The sequence below is a fragment of the Patescibacteria group bacterium genome (assembly GCA_018896645.1).
Classification (GTDB): domain Bacteria; phylum Patescibacteriota; class Patescibacteriia; order UBA2591; family JABMQE01; genus JAHIMF01.
The window spans coordinates 1-22,540 of the sequence record JAHIMF010000033.1 but is presented as its reverse complement, the minus strand read 5'-3'; the positions used below and the strand labels follow the sequence as shown (position 1 = coordinate 22,540).

Below are 22,540 nucleotides of genomic sequence, written 5' to 3'. Positions count from 1 at the left end.
AAATATAGCAATTCCAAAGCTCTCTGTAAACCCAGTGCCAGAGAAACAAAAAACGACTACTAGGCAATCATTTTGGGAAATTATTATGGCCTGCTTTTATAGTATTTCCGGACAGTTACTAATAAGACCGTCCACTCCAATGGCCTTCATCCGCTCTGCTGAAGATTTGTCGTCAACGTTCCAGACATGGACTTTGAGCCCAAAGTTATGGGCAAGTTTTACAATGTATTTTCCCCGCATTTTAAAAATCCATTTGGCTTTCAGGCTTAAAATATAAACCCCGACTGCCTTAGCTTCGCGAACCATTCGTTGGGGTCGCCAAGGACAATGGTCAAAAATAAAGCCAACTTGGATATTGGGAAATTTTTTCTTGAATTTAGCTATCTCATCAAGCAAAAAAGAAGTTACAAAAACTTGACGCTCTAATTTTTTTTCCAAAATAGCCTTGCCAACCATATTAATCATTCCCCTATCCTTAAGCTCAAGATTAACCAAACAGCTATTTTTCTGGGCCCAAGCAAGGATTTCCTCCATTGTGGGCACCTTTTCACACTGGCCAGCGTCAAGTGCTTTAATTTCGCTAAGGTTAGCCTCACAAACTAATCCCTTGCCATTAGTGGTCCTATTTAAGGTTTGATCATGGATAATGACCACTTGTTTGTCTTTGGTTAATAAACCATCCAATTCAACACCATCACAGCCCATTTCCAAGGCTTTATTAAAAGCTAACATCGTGTTTTCCGGTGCCTGGCCAGATGCGCCGCGATGGCCAAATTTTAAAATTTTTAAATTAGAATCTTTCATATGAATCTTTCATATGAATAAAAGTTTAGTTGATTTTATTATAGTTTAGATTTTTGCTGTTGTCAAATTTATTTTTTGATGATTATTAGCTAATATTAGCCAAAATATAATAATTCTATGATTTTCTACTAGTTTTTGTCATTTTTTTGTCTTTGGCTAATCTTAGCACAAGACAGCTATTATTCATATGAATAACCATGGGAGTAATTATTTTAATAAAAAAATTGCTTTTGTCCTTGATTATGATAAGGTTGGGCGGAGCTGGTCTAGAACAGCATAAAGATTTATGCTGAATCTATGAGCAAGCGATTAATTAAAAACAGTAAATTAACAAACAGACAGATAAACAAATTAATAGACTTCTTTGTATTAGAAGTACCAGCCCCTAAATCATGCAAAGCAGTTAAGATTAACCGCCATTCAGCAGAAAGAATCTATCAGATTATCCGTTTCAACCTGGCAATTGAGTGCGAAAAACATAATCCATTTAATGGCGAGATTGAAATAGATGAGTCATACTTCGGCGGTAAAAGAAAAGGTAATCACGGCCGAGGCGCAGCTGGTAAAATCCCTGTATTTGGCAGTCTAAAACGCAATGGCTGGGTATACACCAGGATTGTCAATGATGTATCAAGGAATACTTTAAGAAAAATAATCAAGACAAGAATTGTTCCTAAAAGCATTATCTATTCAGACAGCTTTAGATCATACAACGGTTTAGTGTTAGACGGATTCAAGCATTACCGGATTAACCATGACAAGACATTTGTTAGTAGCAAAAGACATCATATCAACGGCATTGAGAGTTTCTGGGGATACGCCAAGACTAAGTTAAGAAAGTATCACGGGATAGACAGAAAAAGGTTCTATTATTATCTAAAAGAGATGGAGTTTAGATTTAACTACAGAAAACATCCTAATTTTGGCTTACTTATTAGGAAAATCGTTAAAAAGAACAATCGTGTTTTAGACTAACTCCTTATATTTTAAATACCACATTATTCGCTAAAATTGGCCAAGATATATTATTGACAAATTTTTTTTGATGGATTATAATAGAAAAAACAATGAAAGCAGGATAACTTATCAGGCAAGATCAACGACAAGGAGGGTTAAAGCTGTGAAAATTTTGAAAAAGATTTCAAAAATTTTGAAAGCTTTGCTATTAACATTTTTTGAACTTTTAGTTCTTTTATACCTTAGATGCTTGATTATTGATATCTGGGGCTTTTAATTGTAAAACAGGTCCACAAATAACCTGATTTACAGCTGAAACATTATGAAATTGCTTTACGACGGTTCTGGTTAAAAGTTTTTGGTCATATCCGCCTGCCGACATGCAGGGCAGTAAGTTTAGTCAGAAGTCATTGGTTTTACTGGTTTTCTAGGGCTAAAGACCCAAAAACCAGACTAACCGCCAAGACTTTAAACTAAGGACTAAAACAAGTGCGATTTCATGGGGTGATGTCTATATATGAAAGGAGGAGGATTAAAATGGCACGCAGGCAACTTGACCAGCAGCGAAATAAACAGGTATTACAACAGCTTGGGCTTATATTGGTAGCAGTGGCAATATTGGTTTTTATTATTATTTTTGTGGCGAGCGGCATCCAGGAGTACAGGGAATGTTCCGCGCAAGCCAATTTGGAAGAGGTGATTTCAGACCTGAAAACCTTAGCGGCCCGGGCGCATCAGTTTTACCCCCTACCAATAACCATGGGCGGGGGCAATAAATCCTTTGTTGGGTTTGTTGAATTTGCAATTAAACGAGGTTGGTTGCCCAGTCTGGCTGGACACAGTGGGTGGTATTCCATCGTTTTTTGTGAAACTGACAGAGAAGTCAGACTGCAAGGCACTACTGGTAATGCCCAGGTTGAACTCTATGTGCGAACAAATGCTGATGACGATTCATTGGTAGTTGTGAGTCGTTAGCCAGTGGTTTTAATGGCTCGGGATGTTTCTAGTATCTCGGGCTTTTTATTTTCAGGAACATCAAAGTTCCGCATGGGACCCGGTTTTGTCATATGAAAATAAAGGTGATAGTGGGTTAAAGGCTTGGCTGGCAGTAGCCAAAGAAGACACCATGAATCTGAATCAACTGCACAAAATTTACAATACTCACTTTTTAAGTCAGTGTGGGTATTAGGCAGAAATTATTCTAGTACAGGGCGTAATATTCATTGCCGCGTTACGCACGAAACACTTTTAAGAAGGATTCAACTATTTTAAAGAATGACCTAATATTAGCCAATAACATCTATTGACACGCTTGCGTCACGCCCCCATGCTTAGCGTGGGGGGAGGAGTAGTAGGATAAAACAGAAAGGAGAACAAAAATGGAGGATTTACTTACCATTGCTATTCTGTTGCTGACTGAAGAATACCGGGTCTCTAGTGTATGGTGTTTAAGTTTTAAGGCCGGAGATATATCTGCTGATTTGGCACCCATTGCAGTAAAAGCGCTTAATATCGCCCGACTTATTGGCCATGCACAAATATTGCTTACCATGAATTATGACCCGGCAATACCCAATTTTTACCAAAAACGGATAAGGGCGCTTATTATGGGCATGTCCCATGATGAGGAAATAATTACGGTTAGTTTTAGCGCGATTAAAGGTTATGATGACCAGGTAAGAATTGATGTTATTGTAGAAAATAAGTCTTAACGTTCCATATTTAACCCCATTGGAAAAAGTTTCAGTGGGGTTTTTCTTTTTGTTCAGCGTGGGACATTATTTTATCATATGAAAGAAATTTATTCATATGAAAGATAATGGTGATGGTATGTTAAAGATTTGGCTAAGATTAGCTAAAAACTATTTATTCATATGAATAAATAGTTTTTACTAGATATAATTTCCGCACTTCTTGGGGGGGGGGCTATAAAATCTCGCCTAAAAGTTACAAGATAAACCAAAACCCACCTTTTGATTTCAGGCGGGTTTTTGGAATAAATCTCTAAAATTAGCTAATTTTAGCCAAAAAATGCTATTTTTGACTACACTTCTCAATAATTTCCTTAGCTTTTTCTCTACCCCCGAGACCAAACGCGAGACCTCCAGCCAGAGTAACCATAACCACCAGTCCCGTAAAGAGAATCTGAATAAGCTCCGGAGCCACCTTTAATTGGACCAAAGCCGCCATAATCGTGAAAATCAAGATTGCCCAGCGGGTCAGTTTAATCAAAAGCGGTCCAGAGGCAATATCCACGGTTTTAACCCCTCGTTCTATAGCAGCGGTTACAACATAGGCTAGTAAAATACCAATAATCAGGATAATCACTGCTACAATTACATTAGGAATGTATAAAAGCACCTTATTCAAAAAGTCATTAACTTGAGTCAAATTCATAATATCAACCGCCGCGCTAAAAGACACAACAATTATAAACCACTTCACCAGCCAGCCAATAGCGCCGGCCAAGCTAAACTTCCCTAATTTTAGCCCAGTTTTTTCAATAGCAGACACCAGGCCCAATTTTTCAATTGCCTTGTCAATCCAGAGTTTTTTGACAACGGCCTTAGCAATAGTGCCTAAAACCACTGCCACAATCCAACCAATAATGAAAATAATAATTGCGGCAATCAGATTGGGCAAAAAACTCATTAACTTTGCCCAGGCATCCTGGGAAGAGTTGACAAGTACATCATTCCAATTTGGCATGTTTTATTTTCACCTCCTCTCGTTTTCATTTATTATTTATTATTCCAACCAAAGGCTCGTCTCGCCCGCCTAGCCGGCGAGGCTGGCTGCGAAGCGGGCTGGTCAGCCTCTGGCTGATACTATCCTTACTTAATTATAAACAATTTTTATGTTAAAGACAAACAACCTGTATGTAAAAACCTTGAAGGATTTGGATATTTTTTGTTATGATAGAACAGTGAGAGATTCTGAATAATAAATAATATCAGCCAAAGGCTGATGAGCCTCTGGCTCAAATAATAAATAATAAATAACATTCTATGTCCAAAAAACTTCGCGTCGCTATCCTCTTTGGCGGTAAATCCGCAGAACACGAGGTTTCTTTGCAATCGGCTAAAAATGTGATTGAAGCCATTGATAAAAATAAATATGAAGTGGTTTTAATTGGTATTGATAAAGATGGCCGGTGGCACTTAAACCAGCCGTCGCGGTTTTTACTTAATGCCGATGATCCCAATTTAATTGCTTTAAACAAATCAGATCAGAGCGTGGCTTTTTTGCCAGGAACAACGGGCGAGATGACTGACCTAACTCAAGGTCATGAACTTGGTAAAATTGATGTGGTTTTTCCCGTGCTTCACGGAACTTTTGGTGAAGACGGAACAGTGCAGGGCTTATTAAAATTAGCCGAGATTCCTTTTGTTGGCGCTAGTGTTTTAGGCTCAAGTGTTGGCATGGACAAAGATGTGACGAAACGACTCTTGCGGGACGCAGGGATTCCGATTGCTAAGTTTTTAGCGTTTGGGCAAGAGTCACGAGCCAGTATTGATTTTAAAAAAGTCAAAAAAGAGTTAGGCGCCCCTTTATTTGTCAAACCCTGTAATATGGGCTCATCCGTGGGTATTAATAAAGTTAGCGATGAGGACGGGTTTAAGCAGGCGATAGAAGATGCTTTTAAATATGATAACAAAATTTTAATAGAAGAATATATTAAGGGTCGGGAAATAGAATGCTCGGTTTTGGGCAATGAAAACCCAGTGGCTTCTTTGCCGGGCGAGGTTATTCCTCATCACGAGTTTTATTCATATGAAGCCAAGTATATTGACGAAAATGGCGCCACTCTAGGGGCGCCTGCCAAATTGCCAGGAGATATTATCCAAAGGGTTCAAGGTTTAGCAGTTGAAACTTTCAAAACCTTATGCTGTGAAGGCCTAGCCCGAGTAGATTTTTTCTTAAAAAGTGATGGAGAAGTAGTGGTTAATGAACTCAACACCCTGCCTGGTTTTACGAAAATCAGCATGTACCCCAAACTTTGGGAAGCCAGCGGTATTTCCTGCACAGAGTTGATAGACAGGTTGATTCAATTGGCGATTGAAAGGTTTGAAAAAGAGAAGATATTAAAAACGACATTCAGCAATTAAAATATTTTTTGGTTTTGGCGCCAATCTCATTTTACAAAAAAATTAATAACCGAGAATTATCCAATATTCATACATCTTTGGTTCATCAAAACAAATAGCCTTTTCATAATTCGGGGTTTCTAAATGAGCCATAAGCGCATAATGGCCCTTGCAGATATCATTGATTGGGGCAGTGCCATAATTAGTAGCATCCGGTTCAAAATAAAAATAGTAGTAAGCCCAAGGATCTTTATTTATGGGATCTTTAAATATGCCCGGACTGCATGTGTCCATTATTGTCTGAAAGTTCCCATGGCAAGCACCGCAAGAAAAGCTATATCTCCAACCATCAGCAGTACTCCAGCGGTCCCATATCCGAGGATCAAAACTATCAGGATAGTTTCCTTGGTCTGAATAACAAACCTCTAGTAATTTATGAAAATTGTCTATTTCAGCAACCCGGTGCATATCTCGAGCTTTCAGCCGCAGCTTTATTAAAATAGCTAATGATGCTGTAAACAACATGGCAATAATGGAGATTACCACTAAAAGTTCTATTAAAGTAAATCCTTGTTTTTCGGAAATTGTAGTCTTTGTTTTATAATTCATTGATAGTCTAGCAACAAAATGAATAAGGAGATATTGGTTTAATTATACCACCCCCAAAAACTATATACAAATATTAACTTTTAATAAATTCATAATATTGCTATAATTAAAATAATACCTAAATAATAACTAACAATAACTATGGATTCATTACAACAAAAGCCAATAAAACCAGCCTCAAAAAAACCAAGCGGCCAACAGCCGATAAAAACCCCAGCGCCAAATAGTTTTTTAAAACAAGCGCTCCAAAATATAGACATAAAAAAGAAAATTACACCCATAATAGTTATTCTCGCTTTGGTAATTATTGCCGGCGGATTTCTTTTTTGGAAAATTTATAAATGGCAAAATCCGCCAGAACCGAAAGTTTACATTAATGTCAGCCCAGAGCACATAACTGATAGATTCTTTGAATCTTGGTTGGGTTATCCAGGAGACCCAATTGCTGATGGATTTTATAAATCAAGCGATTCATTGACCGATGATTTTATTGAAAAGATAGATGATATCGCTAACTCTTTTAACGGCCAAAATAACTATGACCCGATTATTTGCGCTCAAAGTGCACCGCAAGACGTAAATGTCCCGCGCGCAGAAGTTTCCGACAAGGATGCGAATATTAAAGTGCGAGTAGAATGGCTTGAACGAGAGGAAAGTATTATTATTGTTGATTTAAAGAAAGAGAGAGGCGGTTGGAAAATTGACAATATTACCTGCCAGGAAATTTTACCAAAAGAGGAACCGCGCGAGGAAGAGCTGCTTGAAGAGGAGCAGTCCGGGGAAAAACCGGCAGGACCAGAAGCGCCGCCAGAAGATATTGAGCAATCTAGTGAAGAAATGTCCTGCGAAAACCTCTGTGGTGACGGTGTTTGCCAAGAAATTGTTTGCCAGGCCGTGGGTTGTCCCTGCGCGGAAACAAAAGAGTCGTGCCCAGAAGATTGCGGGTAATAATACTGCCGTAAAAATTCTAAAAGGCCGTAAGAATTTATTTGTGGCCTTTTTGTGTTTGTGTTAGTTTGTGATTTTGCGGTAAGTTTCCACCCTTGTCAAGACCCATTTTAAAATGGTAAGATAGTATAGAAATAGAGAAATTAAGAGACAAAGAAATAAAGGAAAATAGTTTCAATACCTTAATTTCTCAATTTCTTTATTTCTTAATTTCTCAAGATGGACCGCGTCATCTCAACCAAACAACAGCAAGAAGACCAACTTCTTGACACCACCCTCCGCCCCCGCAAGCTGGCGGAATTTGTGGGTCAAGAAAAAATCAAGGATAATCTTAATATTTTTATGGAAGCGGCTCGTCGTCGGGCTGAACCGATAGAGCACGTGCTTTTATATGGGCCGCCCGGATTAGGTAAAACTACATTAGCCCACATTATTGGCAATGAGATGGGAGTAAATACTCGGGTCACCAGCGGCCCAGCAATTGAGCGGGCCGGCGACCTCGCTGCCATCCTGACCAACTTGGAAGAAGGGGATATACTTTTTATAGACGAGTGCCACCGGTTGAATAAGGTTATTGAAGAAATTCTTTATCCGGCTATGGAAGACTATTCTTTAGATATTGTTGTGGGTAAGGGGCCTTCGGCACGGACACTGAAGTTGGATTTGCCAAGATTTACTTTAATTGGAGCCACCACTCGCATCAGTTTGCTGTCATCACCCCTGCGCGACCGTTTTGGCAATATTTATCATCTGGATTTTTATGAAAATTTAGACATTGAAAAAATAATTAACCGCTCTTCAAAGATTCTTAACATTAATTGTGATAGTGAGGCAGCTGGTGAAATCGCGGTTCGGGCCAGGCGGACGCCCAGGATTGCCAACCGGTTGCTCAAACGCGTCCGTGATTACGCGCAAGTTTTGGGCGATGGAAATATTAGCTGTAATTTAGCGCGTCAGGCTTTAGACAAATTGGAAGTTGATCCTCTGGGTCTTGATCGCATTGACCGCAGTATTTTAGAAGTCATCATTCAAAAATTTAATGGCGGGCCAGTGGGACTTAATTCTATCTCGGCCGCTACCGCCGAAGAAATGGAAACCATTGAGGATATTTATGAACCGTTTCTTCTTCGTCTCGGCTTTATTCAACGCACGCCGCGTGGTAGAATAGTAACGGGTGCTGGGTATCGGCATTTAGGGATGAAACCACCCGAGGACTTGCAGGGTAAAATATTATGATAAAAATGCAAGCAAGAAACAAGTTACAAGAGACTTTGATTCAAGCTACAAGGATACAAGAGACAAGTTACAAATAAGTTACAAGAAACAAATTTCAAAGAGACGCATTGCCTTTTGAATTAGAGAGGGTTTGGAATTTGAGATTTGGAATTTATTTGTGTCCTTGTTTCTTGTAACTTGTATCTTGCCTCACACTATGTCCATTACCATAATCATATTTTTATACATTTATTTCTTCGCCATCATCATTTTCATTGTTGGCAGTATTTTTAACCTTTATCATATGCTACGATTTGGTTTTCATGGGCAAGTACCCGTTGTCAGCTCTGGGGTTTATATTGCTATTTCTATTATTATTTTACTTGTTTCAATATACTATATTCTACAAATCGATTGGAAACTTTCTATTGATTTGTTCGGGGGGATATTTTAAAGATGATAAAAAAACGTTTTTTCCCATCTCAAGGCCATGATGAAAAAGTTATTTTGCTTTTACGCAGGCATTGGTTTACATTGTCTAAAATAGCAGCCACCTATTTTTTAGCCGCCACAGCACCCTTTATTTTTTATGTTTTGTACAAAACTTTTTCACCAGATGTGCTTTCAGGAGAAATCACGCGAGCCCTAACGATTTTGGGAGTAAGCACTTTTTATCTTTTTTGGTGGTGTTTGGCATTTAGGGCGTTTATTGATTATTGGCTTGATGTTTGGGTGGTTACTGACAGGCGAATTGTGAACGTGGAACAAAGAGGTTTATTTTTTAGGACGATTTCCGAACAAAAATTATTTCGGGTTCAGGATGTTACTGCTGATGTCCGGGGTTTGTTGCCAACCTTTTTACATTATGGCAATGTGCATATCCAAACAGCCGGCGCATACGAACGTTTTGTTTTTAAAGAAGTCTCGCACCCCTACGAAGTAACTAAAAAGATTATGCAACTGGCTGAATGGCGCAGAAAAAATATGCCGGCAGGGGAGTTGGCTTCCCCGAGCCACGGGGATGGTCATAGATGATTGTTTTTGGTTTAATAAATCTAAAACTAAAAATCCTAAATCCAAAATTTAAAAAATTTTTAGTTTGGTTATTTAGATTTTAGATTTATTTTGGATTTTGAGTTTAGGATTTTGGATTTTTATGAAATTATCTTTATTTGACTATAAATTACCCAAAAATTTGATAGCCCAATGCCCAACCCGTCCGCGAGACCACTCGCGGCTTTTAGTTTTAGACAGGACGACTAAGGAAACAAGTCACTGCAAATTTTATGAAATTGAAAAATTTTTACAAAAAGGTGACATCCTGGTTCTCAACAATTCTAAAGTTATTCCCGCTCGACTTTATGGACGTCGAGAAGGCACGGGCGGAAAGCTAGAGATTTTTCTTTTGCGTCAACTCAATTCCAATACATGGGAGTGTTTAGTTGGAGGTAGGCGGGCACGAGTTGGACTTAAATTAAAATTCAGCAAGACGCTCAAAGGCGAACTATTCAAAAAGTCAGATGAGCAAAAATGCCTGCCCACCAAAGCCTTGGCGAAGGCGGGGGTGATCAAATTCAACAAACGCGGCCAATCTCTAAAAAAAGAAATTTACAAAATCGGTCATACGCCGACACCTCCCTACATCAAGTCCGCCTCCCCAATGGCGGGCAGGCAAGCGTCAAGCGTCAAACAAGATTATCAGACAGTCTATGCAAAGGTTGAAGGCTCGGTGGCCGCGCCCACAGCTGGTTTTCATTTTACTAAGCGACTTATTAATCGTTTAAAGAAAAAAGGAGTTCAATTTGAATTTGTTGCCCTCCATGTTGGCTTGGGCACTTTTGCACCGGTTAAAACTCAAAATATAGAAGACCATAAAATGCATCCGGAATTTGCAATTTTAGATAAAGACACCTGTAAGAGATTAAACCAAGCCAAAAAGCAAGGCCAACGGATTATTGCCGTGGGCACTACTTCAGTCAGAGTTCTGGAATCAGCCACTGTTAAAAGAAAGAATAAAACCTCAGGCCTCAGGCCTCAGGCCTCATGCCCCGTCAATCTCTTCATTTATCCCGGCTACAAATTCAAATTTGTAGATTGCCTGATTACTAATTTTCATTTACCCAAATCAACGCTCTTAATGTTGGTTTCCGCGTTCGCGGGCCGGCCGCTCATCATGAAGGAATATCAAGAAGCCATCAAAAGAAAATATCGGTTTTATAGTTTTGGCGATGCAATGTTTATTAAGGCTTGATTTTTTAAATTAATTGTGATAACATTATTTAATTAAAAAGCTCTTTCTACAACTCATACGATAGGAGGAAAAATTGAAAATTGAAGCAGTTCTGTTTGATGCCGATGGAGTTATATTAGATTCTCTTGACGGAGCCTACTGGGGTCAAAATCGCGCAGTGGAAATACTGGAAAAGACAGAGAGGCAAGGATTTTTACCAAAGTCAGCAGAAGAGTTGAGAGAATTTTGGCGCACGCATCAACGTTATCGGGAGGGAGTTGAAGCTCTTTGGCCAGGAATTGATTTCTCAAGGTATATCGAGCTTTACTATAGAGACGTTTTTCCCAAAGAAGAAGTTAGTTTTTTCCCTGACGTTATAGAGGTCTTGGCGTGGTTGAGGGAACAGGCGTTATTTTTAGGCATAGTTACTTCAAGGGACAGAAAATCTTTTAATCTCAAGTCTAAAAAAGCCGGTTTACCTTTGGATTTATTTGACTATATTCAGACCTCGGAAGATTATAAGGCTTGTAAACCCGAGCCTGAAGTTTTTGATAAAGTTTTGGCTTTATTGCGAAGTCAGGACATTACCCCCGATAAAGTGGTTTATGTGGGCGACTCAACTGATGATTTTTATGCCACTCGCCTAAAGCCAGTTCCCATAAATTTTGTCGGGGTTTTAACTGGTATTGCTACGCGAGAAGATTTTCTGGAAGCAGGCGTACCAGAAAAATGCCTTGTTGAGTCAATCGGAGGTGTTATCCCACATTCCTTGCATAGTTAGTGGGGCAGAGATGAAAAAAATCGGTCTTTAAAAAACAAGAGCCTGACCAGCTCTTTTTTATTGACTTTTTTCGCTAGATATGCTAACATATAAGTATAAGAGGAAAGTCCCTACGATATCATAATTATAGGGCTTTTTTAATAGAATTTTACTAATCTTAGCCAAAAATGACTAGAAAGCATCTAAAAATGAGAAAAATACTTAAATTAAGCGAAAAATTAACAATTTTGCTGATTTTGGCCAGTTTTGTTAATATCTTACTGCCTCACGGCGTTTTAGCCGTAGAAGGGCTAAAACAAGCTAATAATGAGGCTTTAGGCGAGCTTCGTCGGGTAGTTATTTATGATCCAGAGCGTGTTGAGCCAGAATATGTAACTGCCAGCACTCGCTATATTACAGTAACTGCTTATACTTCTTGTGTTTATGAAACCGATTCTACGCCCTTTACTACTGCCAACGGTTCGGTAGTGCGCGACGGCATTATTGCGGCTAATTTTTTAAGGTTCGGCACTAAAGTCCGTTTTCCTGATTATTTTGGCGACAAGGTTTTTGAGGTCCATGACCGGATGAATCCCCGCTATCATTATCAGGCAGATATTTGGATGGAAGAGAAAATCCAGGCCAAACAGTTCGGCAGTCGAGTGCTAAAGATGGAGATATTAGAAGAAGCTCTAGTTGATGAATTGGCTTTAAAATAATTTAATATGAAAATTTAAAATAAGAAGATTTAAAAAAAGAAGGTTGACAAGCGCTTGTTCACCTTCTTTTTTATGAAAAATTTATTGTTTCTGGAGGCCACGACCGGAGTCGAACCGGTGAATAACGGTTTTGCAAACCGTCGCCTTAACCACTTGGCTACGTGGCCTCGTCCGCCGAAGCTTTTTTATCACCCGAAGCTTTAGCGCAGGGTGGAGCGAGGGTGGGCCTAATTAATTACAGAATATCAGAAAAAACAGTTTTAATCAAGGATTTACGGGAAGTTATGTTTGTGATAGTATAAGAATAGAAAAGAAAAACCGCATAGCGAACCATGCGGTTTCAAAAAAAATAATTGAAAGCTCTTTATTCAATTAAGTCCAAATTCCCATGGATGACAATATCCGTCATTGCTTTTATTTCATCAGTGTAGGAAACATTTTCTGGAATTGGGTTTAGAAGAAATATTTTTTTGTTATGAACGTGAGCAAATCCAATTTCCATTAATGTATTTCCTCCAATGTAATTCTTCACTCCCCCCTTATTAAAATTTAGAGCCAAAACGGCATCACTATCCACGATGGCATTATAATACCACTTAATAAATCCCCCAATTCTTTTAGCCTGAGCGTGATCCTCACCTATCTGTTTCAGTAATTCTGGCTTTTCACCGCGTGCCAGCTCTTCCATCACGGGACAAATTATAGCCTCGTGTCCGATGGTATTGAGTTTACTTTTGAAATCCACCATCTCATTTCTAAATGCAACGCTCCCTATGATTACAATTTTCATCTTAGAATCTCCTTATTGGTTAGTATTATTTTTTTAGACCCTTATAAGGTCACTTTAAAGGACGGTAGATAAAATGTCAACTTCGTCGCAGTAATTTGTTTGTAATCTGCTGTAATCTGCTGTATTATGTCCAAAAAACCAAAATTTATCATCATTGACGGCAACGCCTTGCTCCACCGCGCCTGGCACGCCCTTCCGCCCCTAACCACTAACAAAGGTCAAATAGTTAGCGGGGTTTATGGTTTTACTGCCATATTTTTAAAAGTCCTCAAAGAATTAGAGCCAGATTATATTGCCGTGACTTTTGACCGGCGGGAAAAAACTTTTCGCCATAAAGAATTTAAAGAATATAAAGCCAAGCGGATTAAACAGCCCGATGAACTTTATGAGCAGATTCCAATTTTAAAAAATTTACTTTCAACTTTCAGAGTTAAAATCTATGAAAAAGCCGGCTTTGAGGCTGATGATGTTATTGGAACTCTTGCCAAAAAAGCAGGAGATAACATTAAAACTATAATTGTTACTGGCGATTTAGACACCCTGCAACTCATTGATGAGAGCACCGAGGTCTACACCCTGAAAAAAGGCATTAGCGATACTTTTATTTATGATGTTAGTGCTGTCAAAGCGCGTTACGGTTTAACACCCGAACAGATGATAGACTACAAAGCCCTGCGTGGTGATCCGAGTGACAACATTCCAGGTGTCCGCGGCATTGGTGAAAAAGGCGCTGCTGACTTAATTAAAGAATTCAAAACCTTAGAAGGCATTTACAACGATATTGGCAAAGTCAAAAAAGAGCGAGCTAAAAATCTTCTTGTTGAGCATAAAAAAGACGCCTTGCTTAGTAAAAAGTTAGTGACGATTGTTGATGATCTAAATATCGATTTTAAATTAGAAGACTGCCGCTTGAAATCATTTGACCAGCAGGCTGTCTTCAAGATTTTTCAGGAATTGAATTTCAAGTCCTTATTAAATCGGTTGCCGCGGGTTGATAACGTAGGGGTTGATTGCAATCAACCCCTACAGGACGACGGCCAGCAACAAAAATCTGAACAGGTCAGTCTGTTTGGAAAATCGGCTGTCAAAAAAGAAATTCCTTATAATAAAAATTATCATCTTATTGATAATAAAAAAGATTTTGATGATTTTATTGAGAAATTGAAAAAGCAAAAGATATTTGCTTTGGATACCGAGACTACGGATTATGATCCCTTAAAAGCTAAGCTTTTAGGGATTAGTTTTTGTTGGGAGGACGGAAAGGCGTATTATATTGATGTTGGTTCTGTAGGGGTTGATTGCAATCAACCCCTACGGGGGATTTTGGGAAATATTCAAATCCAAAAATTCGGCCAAAACATTAAATATGATTTAAAGGTTTTACATCAGGCAGGCATAAATCTCGAAGGTATTTGTTTTGATACCATGATTGCGAGTTACCTGTTAAATCCTGGCACCCGGGGCCATGGTTTGGATAATTTAGCTTTTGTGGAATTTGGCCACCAAATGATTACTATGGAAGATTTAATTGGCAAGGGTCGTGATAAAATTGGCATTGATGAGGTGACTACTGGCGATTTAGCTCAATATTCTTGCGAAGATGCGGATTACACTTGGCGGTTAAAAGAACGACTAGAGAAAAGATTAAAAGAGAATAAAAATTTAGAGTTGCTTTTAAGAATAGAAATTCCTTTGGTTTCTGTTTTAGCTGAAATGGAAGAAAACGGGGTTAAAATTGATGATAAGTTTTTAGGCAAGATGAGTGTTTCGGTTCAAAGAAAAATCAACGCCCTGGAGTTAAAGATTTATAAATTGGCAGGCAAAAAGTTTAATGTCCGTTCGCCGCTGCAGCTTAAAGAAATTCTTTTTGAAAAATTAAAAATTTCTCCATTAGGTCTTGGCAAAACTAAAACCGGGGTTTCCACCGCGGCTGGGGAACTGGATAAGCTAAAAGGCAAGCACAAGATTATTGATTTAATCATTGACCATCGGGAACTTTCCAAATTACAAAGCACATATATTGAGGCTTTGCCAAAATTGATTAATCCCAAAACCGGGCGCGTGCATACCAGTTATAATCAGACTATCACAGCCACGGGCCGGCTTTCTTCATCAGATCCCAATTTGCAAAACATTCCCATTCGTACTTCTTTGGGCCGGGAGATTCGCAAAGCTTTCGTAGCACCCGCGGGTTATAAAATTTTAACCGCGGATTATTCTCAGATTGAATTGCGGATTGTGGCCTCTCTTGCCAATGACCCCGTTATGATTTCCCTTTTTAAGGGGCATCAGGATATTCACACAGCTACTGCTAGTTTTATTCATGACGTTCCAGAAGAACAAGTTGATAAGCAGTTGCGACGAACTGCCAAGGAAATCAATTTTGGCGTGCTTTATGGCATGGGAGTAAGCGGCATTGCTTCCCGCACCGGGCTTCCGCGCGCTCAAGCTCAAGAATTTTTAGATAAATATTTTGGCCGTTTTAAAGCAGTACAAAAGTATCTTATGCAAAGCGTAGAGCGCGGCCGGGAGCAGGGTTATGTAGAAACTCTTTTCGGTCGCAGGCGTTATTTGCCAGATTTAAATTCTGGAGTGCAGCAAATCCGCGCTGTTGCCGAACGTATGGCCCTAAATCAGCCCATCCAAGGTACAGCCGCAGATTTAATGAAAATCGCCATGATTAATCTTAGTCAAAAATTATCCAAACATAATAGTGATGAAGTCACAATGCTCTTACAGGTTCATGATGAATTGGTTTTTGAAGTAAAAAGTGATTCAACAGAAAAGATTGCTAAAATTATTAAACATGAAATGGAAAATGTTTACACCTTGCGCGTTCCCATTGAGGCGGAGATTGAGGCGGGGCAGAATTGGGGGGAGTTGAAACCATTGAATATCAAATAATAAAAAAACAAGCCCATACATGTTAGACAAATTTTTGAACTTGTTTTTTAGTTTAACTAAAAGCGGTAACTCGTTAAATATTCTTGATAATTTCCCGCTTTAAAATGTTTTTAAAATCCTTAATTATCAAATGATGGCTCTTTGGCAAAAATTCTTTTAATTCTTTTTTAAAAGCAGTTCTTGATTTTTTTAATTTTTCCAAAATTTCGGGCAGTATTTTTTTTTGATTGCTGTCCAGATAATCATTTTTCAATAAAAAATATAAGTCATACCAATCACGCGGTTTGCTTCTAGACATCAAAGCTGCTAATTTACCCGCAGTAATTTTTTCCAAAGTTAAATGGATAATATCATAAGTTGGCAAAAATTCATTTCTTATTTGGCTTATTTCTTTTTCTATTTTTTTTTGTTTTTTTCTAAATGAAATTTCAATTTTTAAATTAATTTTGTTGTCCAAAAAAGAAAAAACGGTTTTGGCTAAATAGCCGCCAGTCGTTTCTTTGGCCTCGTCAATTTCTGCGCTAAACCCCCAGCTTTCAAGGTTAAAATAAATTTGAGTTAATAAATCTTCTATCTCCTGATAGCTGATATTTCTAGAGGCAGTAAAATCCAGATCTTCTGAAAATCTTGGGCTCTGGTAAATAAAGCGTAGAGCCGTTCCACCCTTAAATAGCAATCTATCAGACCCCTTTTGTTTATAAAGCTCTGATAAAACATAGTGCTGAACATATTCCCTAGCCACCATCATGTTGCTAGTTTGCATTCTAGTAGATAATCTCTTTAGTTCTTTTTGCTCGATCATATATTTTTTTAGTTAATTTTTCAAGTGATGACCTCTTAAATAGCTTTGCAAATTCCATCATTTTTTGATAATTAATTTTACTAACATCAATTCTGTCGTAAAGCGCTTTCCTGCCTAAATCAACAAAATACAAATAATCAATCAGTGCTTTTTCCGGCTCGGCCAGATAAATCATCTGTCCATCAATGTTTTTTTTAAGATAGCCGGTAAACCCTTGTTTTTTTAAATGATAATAACGGTAATCAATATTTGCCACTGTAAATTCTCGCGTTGTCTTGCTTGTTGCTGAAATAACAGGATAAACTGTTTCCGGAATTATACTGTAAAACATTAGGGCATATTCAAAGGAAACATAAGAAGGCGAGTATAACTTATTAGCGATTTCAAATTCTCGCGGCGAAAAATTATTATCAAAGTATAGTCCTCTTTTTATTTTTGTATAAATTTTTTTATTTACATTCCTTAAAATAAATTTTTTGGCTGTTTCATAGTTAACTCCGAAATACCTCTCAAGATCCAGAGGAGTAAAAATATATTTATGTTTATCTATAATGAAATTTTGCATTGCAACAATGCTTAATTTTTTCTTCATATCACCCTTTCATTTAAAGGACTATTATGTCCCAATACTGAATTAGCTATTATTAGTATAGTTTATGTTTTTATAGTTGTCAAGGATTTTGTCAACAAATTTTATTAACAAAAAAAACAGCCCACGCATGTTAAACTTCAACACGCGTGGGCTTTTGTACAAACCCTGCTTCGGGGGCTCACTCTTTAAGGTCTTGCAGCTTCCTTAACTGCCAGTGTCCCACAAAAGTCTTTAGCTCTCCCAATGTTTTTCCAGAAATCATTTCTACTTCAAATTCATCGTAAAATTCTACCACCGCCTTCACCATCTCTTCGGGTGGTAAAACTTGAGATAAATTCCTCCACATTGAAGAGACGAGTTGCACCCCGTTAAGGAAGCCTAAATTTCTAGCCTCATCCATTCCCACCGTTATCCCGTGCCAATTCATTTTCTCACCCCCTTGTTATTTTGATTTTACCAGGCGAAAAATTTCTTCTCGGAACTTCTCAACCGTAATCCCTTTTTTCAGAAAACCAGCAGCACCAAAAAAAGTGCACTTTGTTCTGGTATCCGAGTCGAGTTCGCTGCTATGCATTACTACTGGAATGTTAGGACTCAATTCTCTAATCCTCCCCAGTGTTTCGACACCGAATTGGTTCTGATCGCCAAAAACTCGATCAAGAATAATGATGTCGGCATCCAGATTTTGCCGAACGAAATTCAGCACAGTTTGGATGGTATATTGACGATTCTCATTCCGACCATCACAGAATACAAACTGGAAATCAGGGTCACTGTATTTTTTGACGAAATCCTGATGATAATCAGTATGACGATTGCCTATCTCATCATCAATCACCAAAATCTTAATCATTTTTTCCTCCTTCCACTATTGCGGGTGTGTGTTGTAATGAACAAATTCTCTCTCAAGCCAGCAAATCTTTGCTATCTTGAGAAAGAGGAGGAAGCTGTCACTAAAGCGCAGTGATAACTTCCTCCTAACTCACATGCGTTGCGTCCCAACATACATGGGCTTTTAAAGAACAAACTATTCTTCTTTGGGTACCCAATTTCGCATGAACTTTTTTAGTTCCTGAAACATTTCACGACTTTGGGTGTCCGACATCTCCAACTGCGTTTTTACATTTTCACGCAACATCCTCTCTGCCCCTACTTCAAAGTAGATAATCATTTCGTTTTTTACTATTTCATTTCTTGTAGGAAAACTTATACACTGGTTGTAGCGGACTTCCAAAAACCCATCTTTTTCCGCCCGCTGCATGGAATAATGTGACGAGTGATGCCATGTATTCTCTCTAGCGAAAGCTTCCATCTCCTCGCAAAAAAATTTACAAATGTCGGTCCACTCGCTTTTTTCTTGTTCGTCAGCGAGATTGAAAGATACTGAACTTTCCTCTCGGCTCTCTTCATGCCAGAGGTTTTTCTCCGAAATTGACTCTATGGTGATATTCACTATAGAGTTTCTGAAAGTCAGAGAGACAATATCCCTATCTACAGATGAAGACCACGGCCTTAGAATTACTATATTTAGCTCTTTCATCTCATCCTCCTTCACGGTTATCTAGAATTACCGCTTTTCAAGGTGCATTTCCAACCATCCCTAGAAAATGGCTATTTTTTGATTTTCAAGAACTCTATCTTGATACTTAAGTATAGCATACCTAAATAATTTTGTCAACCCCTTCGGATGATAATATGAAAGTATTATATTAACAAATGTAAATATTAGGCTAATCTTAGCCAAGATTGAATTATATATTTTTTCATCATTTTTACCAATTTACATAAATTTCGCAATAGTGTATACTAAAATTATGAGTACAAAAGATTTAGAAAATCAGTTACAAAAACTCGGTTTTTCTGACCATGAGACAAAAATATACCTCACTTTATTGGATATGGGTCTAACTTCCACTGGCCCAATAATCAAAAAAACTGGTTTACACCGGAATATTGTTTATGATACACTCAACAAATTAGTCAATCGCAAACTCGTCAGCCAATCAGACCAAAGAGGCGTCAAACACTTTAAAGCCCTAAATCCAGAAAAAATTCTCCAAGCTAAAGAAGAACAATTTAACATCGCCAAAGCTCTCATCCCCCAGCTTGCCAAACTCAAAAAGTCAGAAAAAGTAGAAGTCGTAATCTATGAGGGCGATGAAGGTTTCCAAACCGCGCACAAAAATGCAATAAATTATATCAAACCCGATCAAACAATCTATGTTATGGGAGCTGGCGGACAAAAATTTTATAATGCTATGGGAGATACAATAGAATATTTTGATAAAGTCAGAAACAAAAAACAAAATATTCTCAAACTTCTTAGTTACGAAATTCGCAAAGACGAATTTACAGACAAAAAAACGTTAACTCGCCCTTTAATAGAAACCAAATATCTGCCAGTCAATTTTTCTAATCCAGCCGGCACTTCAATTTATAACGACAAAGTTTTTATTCTCATCTACTCCAATCCGCCAATCATCATCGAAATCATCAGCCGTGAAGTCGCCGAAAGCTATAAAAATTATTTCAACCTCCTCTGGAAAATAGCTAAGAAATAGCGAGTCATGAGTCATTAGGGAATTAGCCATTAGGATTTTAGTTTTTTCATGACTAATGACTCATCCTTTATTCCTCAAATTATGATAATTTTTCTCTATGGCGTGGATTCATATCGAATCCAGCAAAAATTAAATAAATACAAGCAGAAATTCCTTCGTGATATTGATGCCAGCGGTATTAATATTGAAATATTGGAAGGCGCGGAAATCACCGTTGAATCCTTTCGTAAAGCCGTTCTGTCTGGCGGGCTTTTTATAAAGAAAAGAATGGTGATTATTAAAAATATATTTTCTAACCGCAAAGATAAAAGCATTTTCACTGAAATTGAGAATTGTGTCAAGAGGAATGAGGGTGATGCTGATAACATTCTCATTTTTATCCAAAACCAAGAGCACAAAAGCCATTTGTCAAAACTTTTTAAAATTCTCTTAACCCAAAAATTCTCTGAAGAATTCAAACCACTCACGGGAAGCAAACTAAATCAGTGGATTAAAAAAGAAGCGGAAGCCCGAGGCGGTAAGATTACTCGGGAGGCAGTTCAGGCCTTAGTGGTTAGTGTTGGCAATAATCTCTGGCAGATGTCTAATGAAATTGATAAGCTTCTAGGCTATAAAGAAGGGAAAGCAGTTGAGGTTGATGATGTTAGGCTTTTGGTTAGGGCCAGGGCTGATGAAAACATTTTTAATCTTACAGATGCTTTTAGCCGCAAGGATAAAGCCGGAGCGCTTAAACTTTTTGCTGACCAAATAAATGCCGGGATTTCGTTTCAATACTTATTAACCATGATAGCTCGGCAAATTAAAATTTTGTTACAAATTAAGGATGCTTTAGCCAACAACCGGCCCCAATATGGTTTAGCTAAGGAATTGGGTTTACACCCCTATGCTGTGCAGAAGTCCATTCCTCAAGCCCGGAATTTTACCTTTGACGAGTTGAAAAAAATTTACAGTCAATTGCTTGGCATTGATGTTAAACTAAAAACCAGCAGTATTGAGCCAGAGGCGCTGTTTGATTTATTGGTGGCACAGATGGATGTGGGTTATTAATGAAGTTGAATGAGTAAACAAAAACGATCCTATTTAGGACCGTTTGTTAAGATATAATTTAAAATAAATAGTTAAAGGGGTTTTTTAAACACTAACAAACAATCCCAAATAATAGAGATAACAGTTGGGCGTCTTCGTTGTGTCATTGATCTATTGTTTATTAGTATTTTATTCATAAGAAGAAGTTGTTTTGATAAATATTCGTGATTCGCCTGCCCCGCAGATGGGCGGAGCGAATCGTTCGGGGTGAAATTAGCGTTCAGATTTATGAATATTCGCGTTAAATAATTTCATCAGCCGTGACTTTTTTCTCGCCGCAGTATTTCTTTTTATCACTTTATGTTGCGCCGCTTTGTCTAGGGTTTTAATGGTTTGTTTAACTAAATCACCTGTTTTTTCACCTTTTGCTTCAATCTCTTTGCGGGATTTTTTTATCAATGTTTTTATATTATCCAAAACCTGCTTATTTCGCAAAGCTCTTTTTTTGGATTTTCGCAATTCTTTCATGGCTGATTTTTTGATAGGCACTTAGTTGACTAGTTAAAATTAAGAACTCTCTTCATTTAAATCTGGATTTTCGGAATCGTAATTGGCATTATATAGGGTCTCATCATCCACTTCTTTTTCGTCCTCAGGAATTTCGTTTTGGGCTTTTTCTTCTTCTTCGATGATTTTATTCCATTCATCATCACTGCCGCCGGTAATGGCCCTAACCTTAGATTTAAAGTTATCATTAAACTCTTTTATTTTTTCCGGTTCAGCCTCAAAAACCTTGATAAGATTTTGCATTGTTTCTTCCGGCAAAATCGGTAAAAATACCAAAAGGTCATTCTGGTCCTCTGGCTGGATAACAGAGTTTGTTACCAGGTCTCTTAATGTATTGAGTAAGGCTGACATGGGTTTTTATAAATCATTAAAATGCCTTTTTTTGAAGGCATTTTTATCATATACTATATGTTATTTTTATGCAAGTTTTTATTTTAAACGTTGGGAGCCACTTCTTTAGCGCTTTCCAAAAGGGCATCTTCAACACTTATAAGGTGTTCTGATTTTTCCGGATTCTCCGCTTCTGCTGGCGTGTATGGTATTTCTCTCTCTGGCATAAGTTTATTTTTTATTAAATTTATTATACTTTCCAACTTGATTCCTATCTTATCACCCCTAAAGTTTTTTGTCAAGTGGACAGCCTTGTCTAAGCAGAATTAATACGCTAAAATTAATTTAGCTCAAAATAGAGCAGGGTCAAGAGCAGTGTTATGAAAATTAGAAACATCACATAGCGAATAATTTTATCATTCGACAAGTTGGCTCTTTTTAGTAAAATCCGAGCTCCCAAGCCGCTATGGATTACAAATAGAATAATTGTCGGAATTGGTAAATATTTTTCATGGATTAAAGCTGCCAGCTCTTTATTGATTATATTTTTAGTCATGCCATAACCAGAGATGAAATATAATCAATAAAGAGCTGGCAGCTTTAATCCATGAAAAATATTTACCAATTCCGACAATTAT

At 37.9% G+C, this 22,540-nt stretch carries 25 protein-coding genes and 1 tRNA gene; 13 read left to right on the top strand and 13 right to left on the bottom strand.

What is annotated here, in order from left to right; genetic code table 11:
- Positions 1-96 precede the first annotated feature (96 nt).
- Complete coding sequence (locus KKD20_02380; GenBank protein MBU4331949.1) at positions 97-804, bottom strand: hypothetical protein; 708 nt, start codon at positions 802-804, stop codon at positions 97-99.
- A gap of 297 nt (positions 805-1,101) precedes the next feature.
- Between KKD20_02380 and KKD20_02375 the strand changes: the two genes are divergently transcribed.
- The 3 genes from KKD20_02375 (at position 1,102) to KKD20_02365 (ending at position 3,473) form a co-directional block, all read left to right on the top strand.
- The gene (locus tag KKD20_02375; GenBank protein MBU4331948.1) at positions 1,102-1,779 is read left to right on the top strand and encodes an IS1595 family transposase; all 678 of its coding nucleotides are present in this window, start codon (positions 1,102-1,104) and stop codon (positions 1,777-1,779) included.
- 489 nt (positions 1,780-2,268) lie between these two features.
- On the top strand, positions 2,269-2,736 hold the full coding sequence (locus KKD20_02370; protein ID MBU4331947.1) for a hypothetical protein: 468 nt from the start codon (positions 2,269-2,271) through the stop codon (positions 2,734-2,736).
- Positions 2,737-3,140: 404 nt separating this feature from the next.
- Positions 3,141-3,473 (top strand): hypothetical protein, encoded by a 333-nt coding sequence (locus KKD20_02365; GenBank protein MBU4331946.1) that lies wholly within the window; start codon positions 3,141-3,143, stop codon positions 3,471-3,473.
- Between the two features lie 322 nt (positions 3,474-3,795).
- Here the strand turns inward: KKD20_02365 and KKD20_02360 are convergent, their stop codons facing one another.
- A complete protein-coding gene (locus KKD20_02360; GenBank protein ID MBU4331945.1) occupies positions 3,796-4,470 on the bottom strand; it encodes a hypothetical protein in 675 nt (224 codons plus the stop codon).
- Between the two features lie 299 nt (positions 4,471-4,769).
- Between KKD20_02360 and ddlA the strand changes: the two genes are divergently transcribed.
- Positions 4,770-5,870: a D-alanine--D-alanine ligase gene (gene ddlA, locus KKD20_02355; protein MBU4331944.1), complete on the top strand. Its 1,101-nt coding sequence runs from the start codon at positions 4,770-4,772 to the stop codon at positions 5,868-5,870.
- Positions 5,871-5,912: 42 nt separating this feature from the next.
- On the opposite strand, the gene KKD20_02350 is transcribed toward ddlA, so the two are convergent.
- Positions 5,913-6,458 (bottom strand): prepilin-type N-terminal cleavage/methylation domain-containing protein, encoded by a 546-nt coding sequence (locus KKD20_02350; protein MBU4331943.1) that lies wholly within the window; start codon positions 6,456-6,458, stop codon positions 5,913-5,915.
- Between the two features lie 141 nt (positions 6,459-6,599).
- Between KKD20_02350 and KKD20_02345 the strand changes: the two genes are divergently transcribed.
- From KKD20_02345 to KKD20_02320, 6 genes are all read left to right on the top strand, one after another.
- Entirely contained in the window at positions 6,600-7,406 is an 807-nt protein-coding gene (locus KKD20_02345; protein ID MBU4331942.1) for a YbjP/YqhG family protein, read from the top strand.
- Between the two features lie 219 nt (positions 7,407-7,625).
- Positions 7,626-8,642 (top strand): Holliday junction branch migration DNA helicase RuvB, encoded by a 1,017-nt coding sequence (gene ruvB / locus KKD20_02340; protein MBU4331941.1) that lies wholly within the window; start codon positions 7,626-7,628, stop codon positions 8,640-8,642.
- Positions 8,643-9,077: 435 nt separating this feature from the next.
- On the top strand, positions 9,078-9,656 hold the full coding sequence (locus KKD20_02335; protein ID MBU4331940.1) for a PH domain-containing protein: 579 nt from the start codon (positions 9,078-9,080) through the stop codon (positions 9,654-9,656).
- Positions 9,657-9,777: 121 nt separating this feature from the next.
- On the top strand, positions 9,778-10,872 hold the full coding sequence (gene queA, locus KKD20_02330) for a tRNA preQ1(34) S-adenosylmethionine ribosyltransferase-isomerase QueA (protein MBU4331939.1): 1,095 nt from the start codon (positions 9,778-9,780) through the stop codon (positions 10,870-10,872).
- 73 nt (positions 10,873-10,945) lie between these two features.
- Positions 10,946-11,632 carry an HAD family hydrolase gene (locus tag KKD20_02325; GenBank protein ID MBU4331938.1) on the top strand — a complete coding sequence of 229 codons (687 nt, stop codon included), beginning with the start codon at positions 10,946-10,948 and terminating at the stop codon, positions 11,630-11,632.
- Between the two features lie 188 nt (positions 11,633-11,820).
- The gene (locus tag KKD20_02320; GenBank protein MBU4331937.1) at positions 11,821-12,330 is read left to right on the top strand and encodes a 3D domain-containing protein; all 510 of its coding nucleotides are present in this window, start codon (positions 11,821-11,823) and stop codon (positions 12,328-12,330) included.
- Positions 12,331-12,421: 91 nt separating this feature from the next.
- On the opposite strand, the gene KKD20_02315 is transcribed toward KKD20_02320, so the two are convergent.
- A tRNA-Cys gene (locus KKD20_02315) sits at positions 12,422-12,497 on the bottom strand.
- A gap of 197 nt (positions 12,498-12,694) precedes the next feature.
- Positions 12,695-13,120 (bottom strand): hypothetical protein, encoded by a 426-nt coding sequence (locus tag KKD20_02310; protein ID MBU4331936.1) that lies wholly within the window; start codon positions 13,118-13,120, stop codon positions 12,695-12,697.
- Positions 13,121-13,246: 126 nt separating this feature from the next.
- Between KKD20_02310 and polA the strand changes: the two genes are divergently transcribed.
- Positions 13,247-16,024 carry a DNA polymerase I gene (polA, locus tag KKD20_02305; protein MBU4331935.1) on the top strand — a complete coding sequence of 926 codons (2,778 nt, stop codon included), beginning with the start codon at positions 13,247-13,249 and terminating at the stop codon, positions 16,022-16,024.
- 73 nt (positions 16,025-16,097) lie between these two features.
- Here polA and KKD20_02300 read toward each other — a convergent pair whose 3' ends face one another.
- The 5 genes from KKD20_02300 to KKD20_02280 form a co-directional block, all read right to left on the bottom strand.
- On the bottom strand, positions 16,098-16,826 hold the full coding sequence (locus KKD20_02300; GenBank protein MBU4331934.1) for a nucleotidyl transferase AbiEii/AbiGii toxin family protein: 729 nt from the start codon (positions 16,824-16,826) through the stop codon (positions 16,098-16,100).
- On the bottom strand, positions 16,789-17,418 hold the full coding sequence (locus tag KKD20_02295; GenBank protein ID MBU4331933.1) for a hypothetical protein: 630 nt from the start codon (positions 17,416-17,418) through the stop codon (positions 16,789-16,791). The genes KKD20_02300 and KKD20_02295 overlap by 38 nt, the downstream gene beginning before the upstream one ends.
- Positions 17,419-17,596: 178 nt before the next feature.
- Positions 17,597-17,818: a hypothetical protein gene (locus KKD20_02290; GenBank protein ID MBU4331932.1), complete on the bottom strand. Its 222-nt coding sequence runs from the start codon at positions 17,816-17,818 to the stop codon at positions 17,597-17,599.
- Positions 17,819-17,860: 42 nt separating this feature from the next.
- Positions 17,861-18,271: a response regulator gene (locus tag KKD20_02285; GenBank protein ID MBU4331931.1), complete on the bottom strand. Its 411-nt coding sequence runs from the start codon at positions 18,269-18,271 to the stop codon at positions 17,861-17,863.
- 174 nt (positions 18,272-18,445) lie between these two features.
- Positions 18,446-18,973, bottom strand: a complete 528-nt coding sequence (locus tag KKD20_02280; protein ID MBU4331930.1) for a hypothetical protein — start codon at positions 18,971-18,973, stop codon at positions 18,446-18,448.
- Positions 18,974-19,232: 259 nt separating this feature from the next.
- Here KKD20_02280 and KKD20_02275 point away from each other — a divergent pair, with 259 nt between their 5' ends.
- Positions 19,233-19,979 (top strand): hypothetical protein, encoded by a 747-nt coding sequence (locus KKD20_02275; protein MBU4331929.1) that lies wholly within the window; start codon positions 19,233-19,235, stop codon positions 19,977-19,979.
- A gap of 81 nt (positions 19,980-20,060) precedes the next feature.
- A complete protein-coding gene (gene holA, locus KKD20_02270) occupies positions 20,061-21,026 on the top strand; it encodes a DNA polymerase III subunit delta (protein ID MBU4331928.1) in 966 nt (321 codons plus the stop codon).
- 252 nt (positions 21,027-21,278) lie between these two features.
- Here holA and rpsT read toward each other — a convergent pair whose 3' ends face one another.
- From rpsT to KKD20_02255, 3 genes are all read right to left on the bottom strand, one after another.
- Positions 21,279-21,554, bottom strand: coding sequence for a 30S ribosomal protein S20 (rpsT, locus tag KKD20_02265; GenBank protein MBU4331927.1), 276 nt, complete (start codon positions 21,552-21,554; stop codon positions 21,279-21,281).
- An 18-nt stretch (positions 21,555-21,572) separates the two neighbouring features.
- Positions 21,573-21,923 (bottom strand): hypothetical protein, encoded by a 351-nt coding sequence (locus KKD20_02260; GenBank protein ID MBU4331926.1) that lies wholly within the window; start codon positions 21,921-21,923, stop codon positions 21,573-21,575.
- Positions 21,924-22,242: 319 nt separating this feature from the next.
- Positions 22,243-22,458: a hypothetical protein gene (locus KKD20_02255; protein MBU4331925.1), complete on the bottom strand. Its 216-nt coding sequence runs from the start codon at positions 22,456-22,458 to the stop codon at positions 22,243-22,245.
- Between the last annotated feature and the right edge of the window lie 82 nt (positions 22,459-22,540).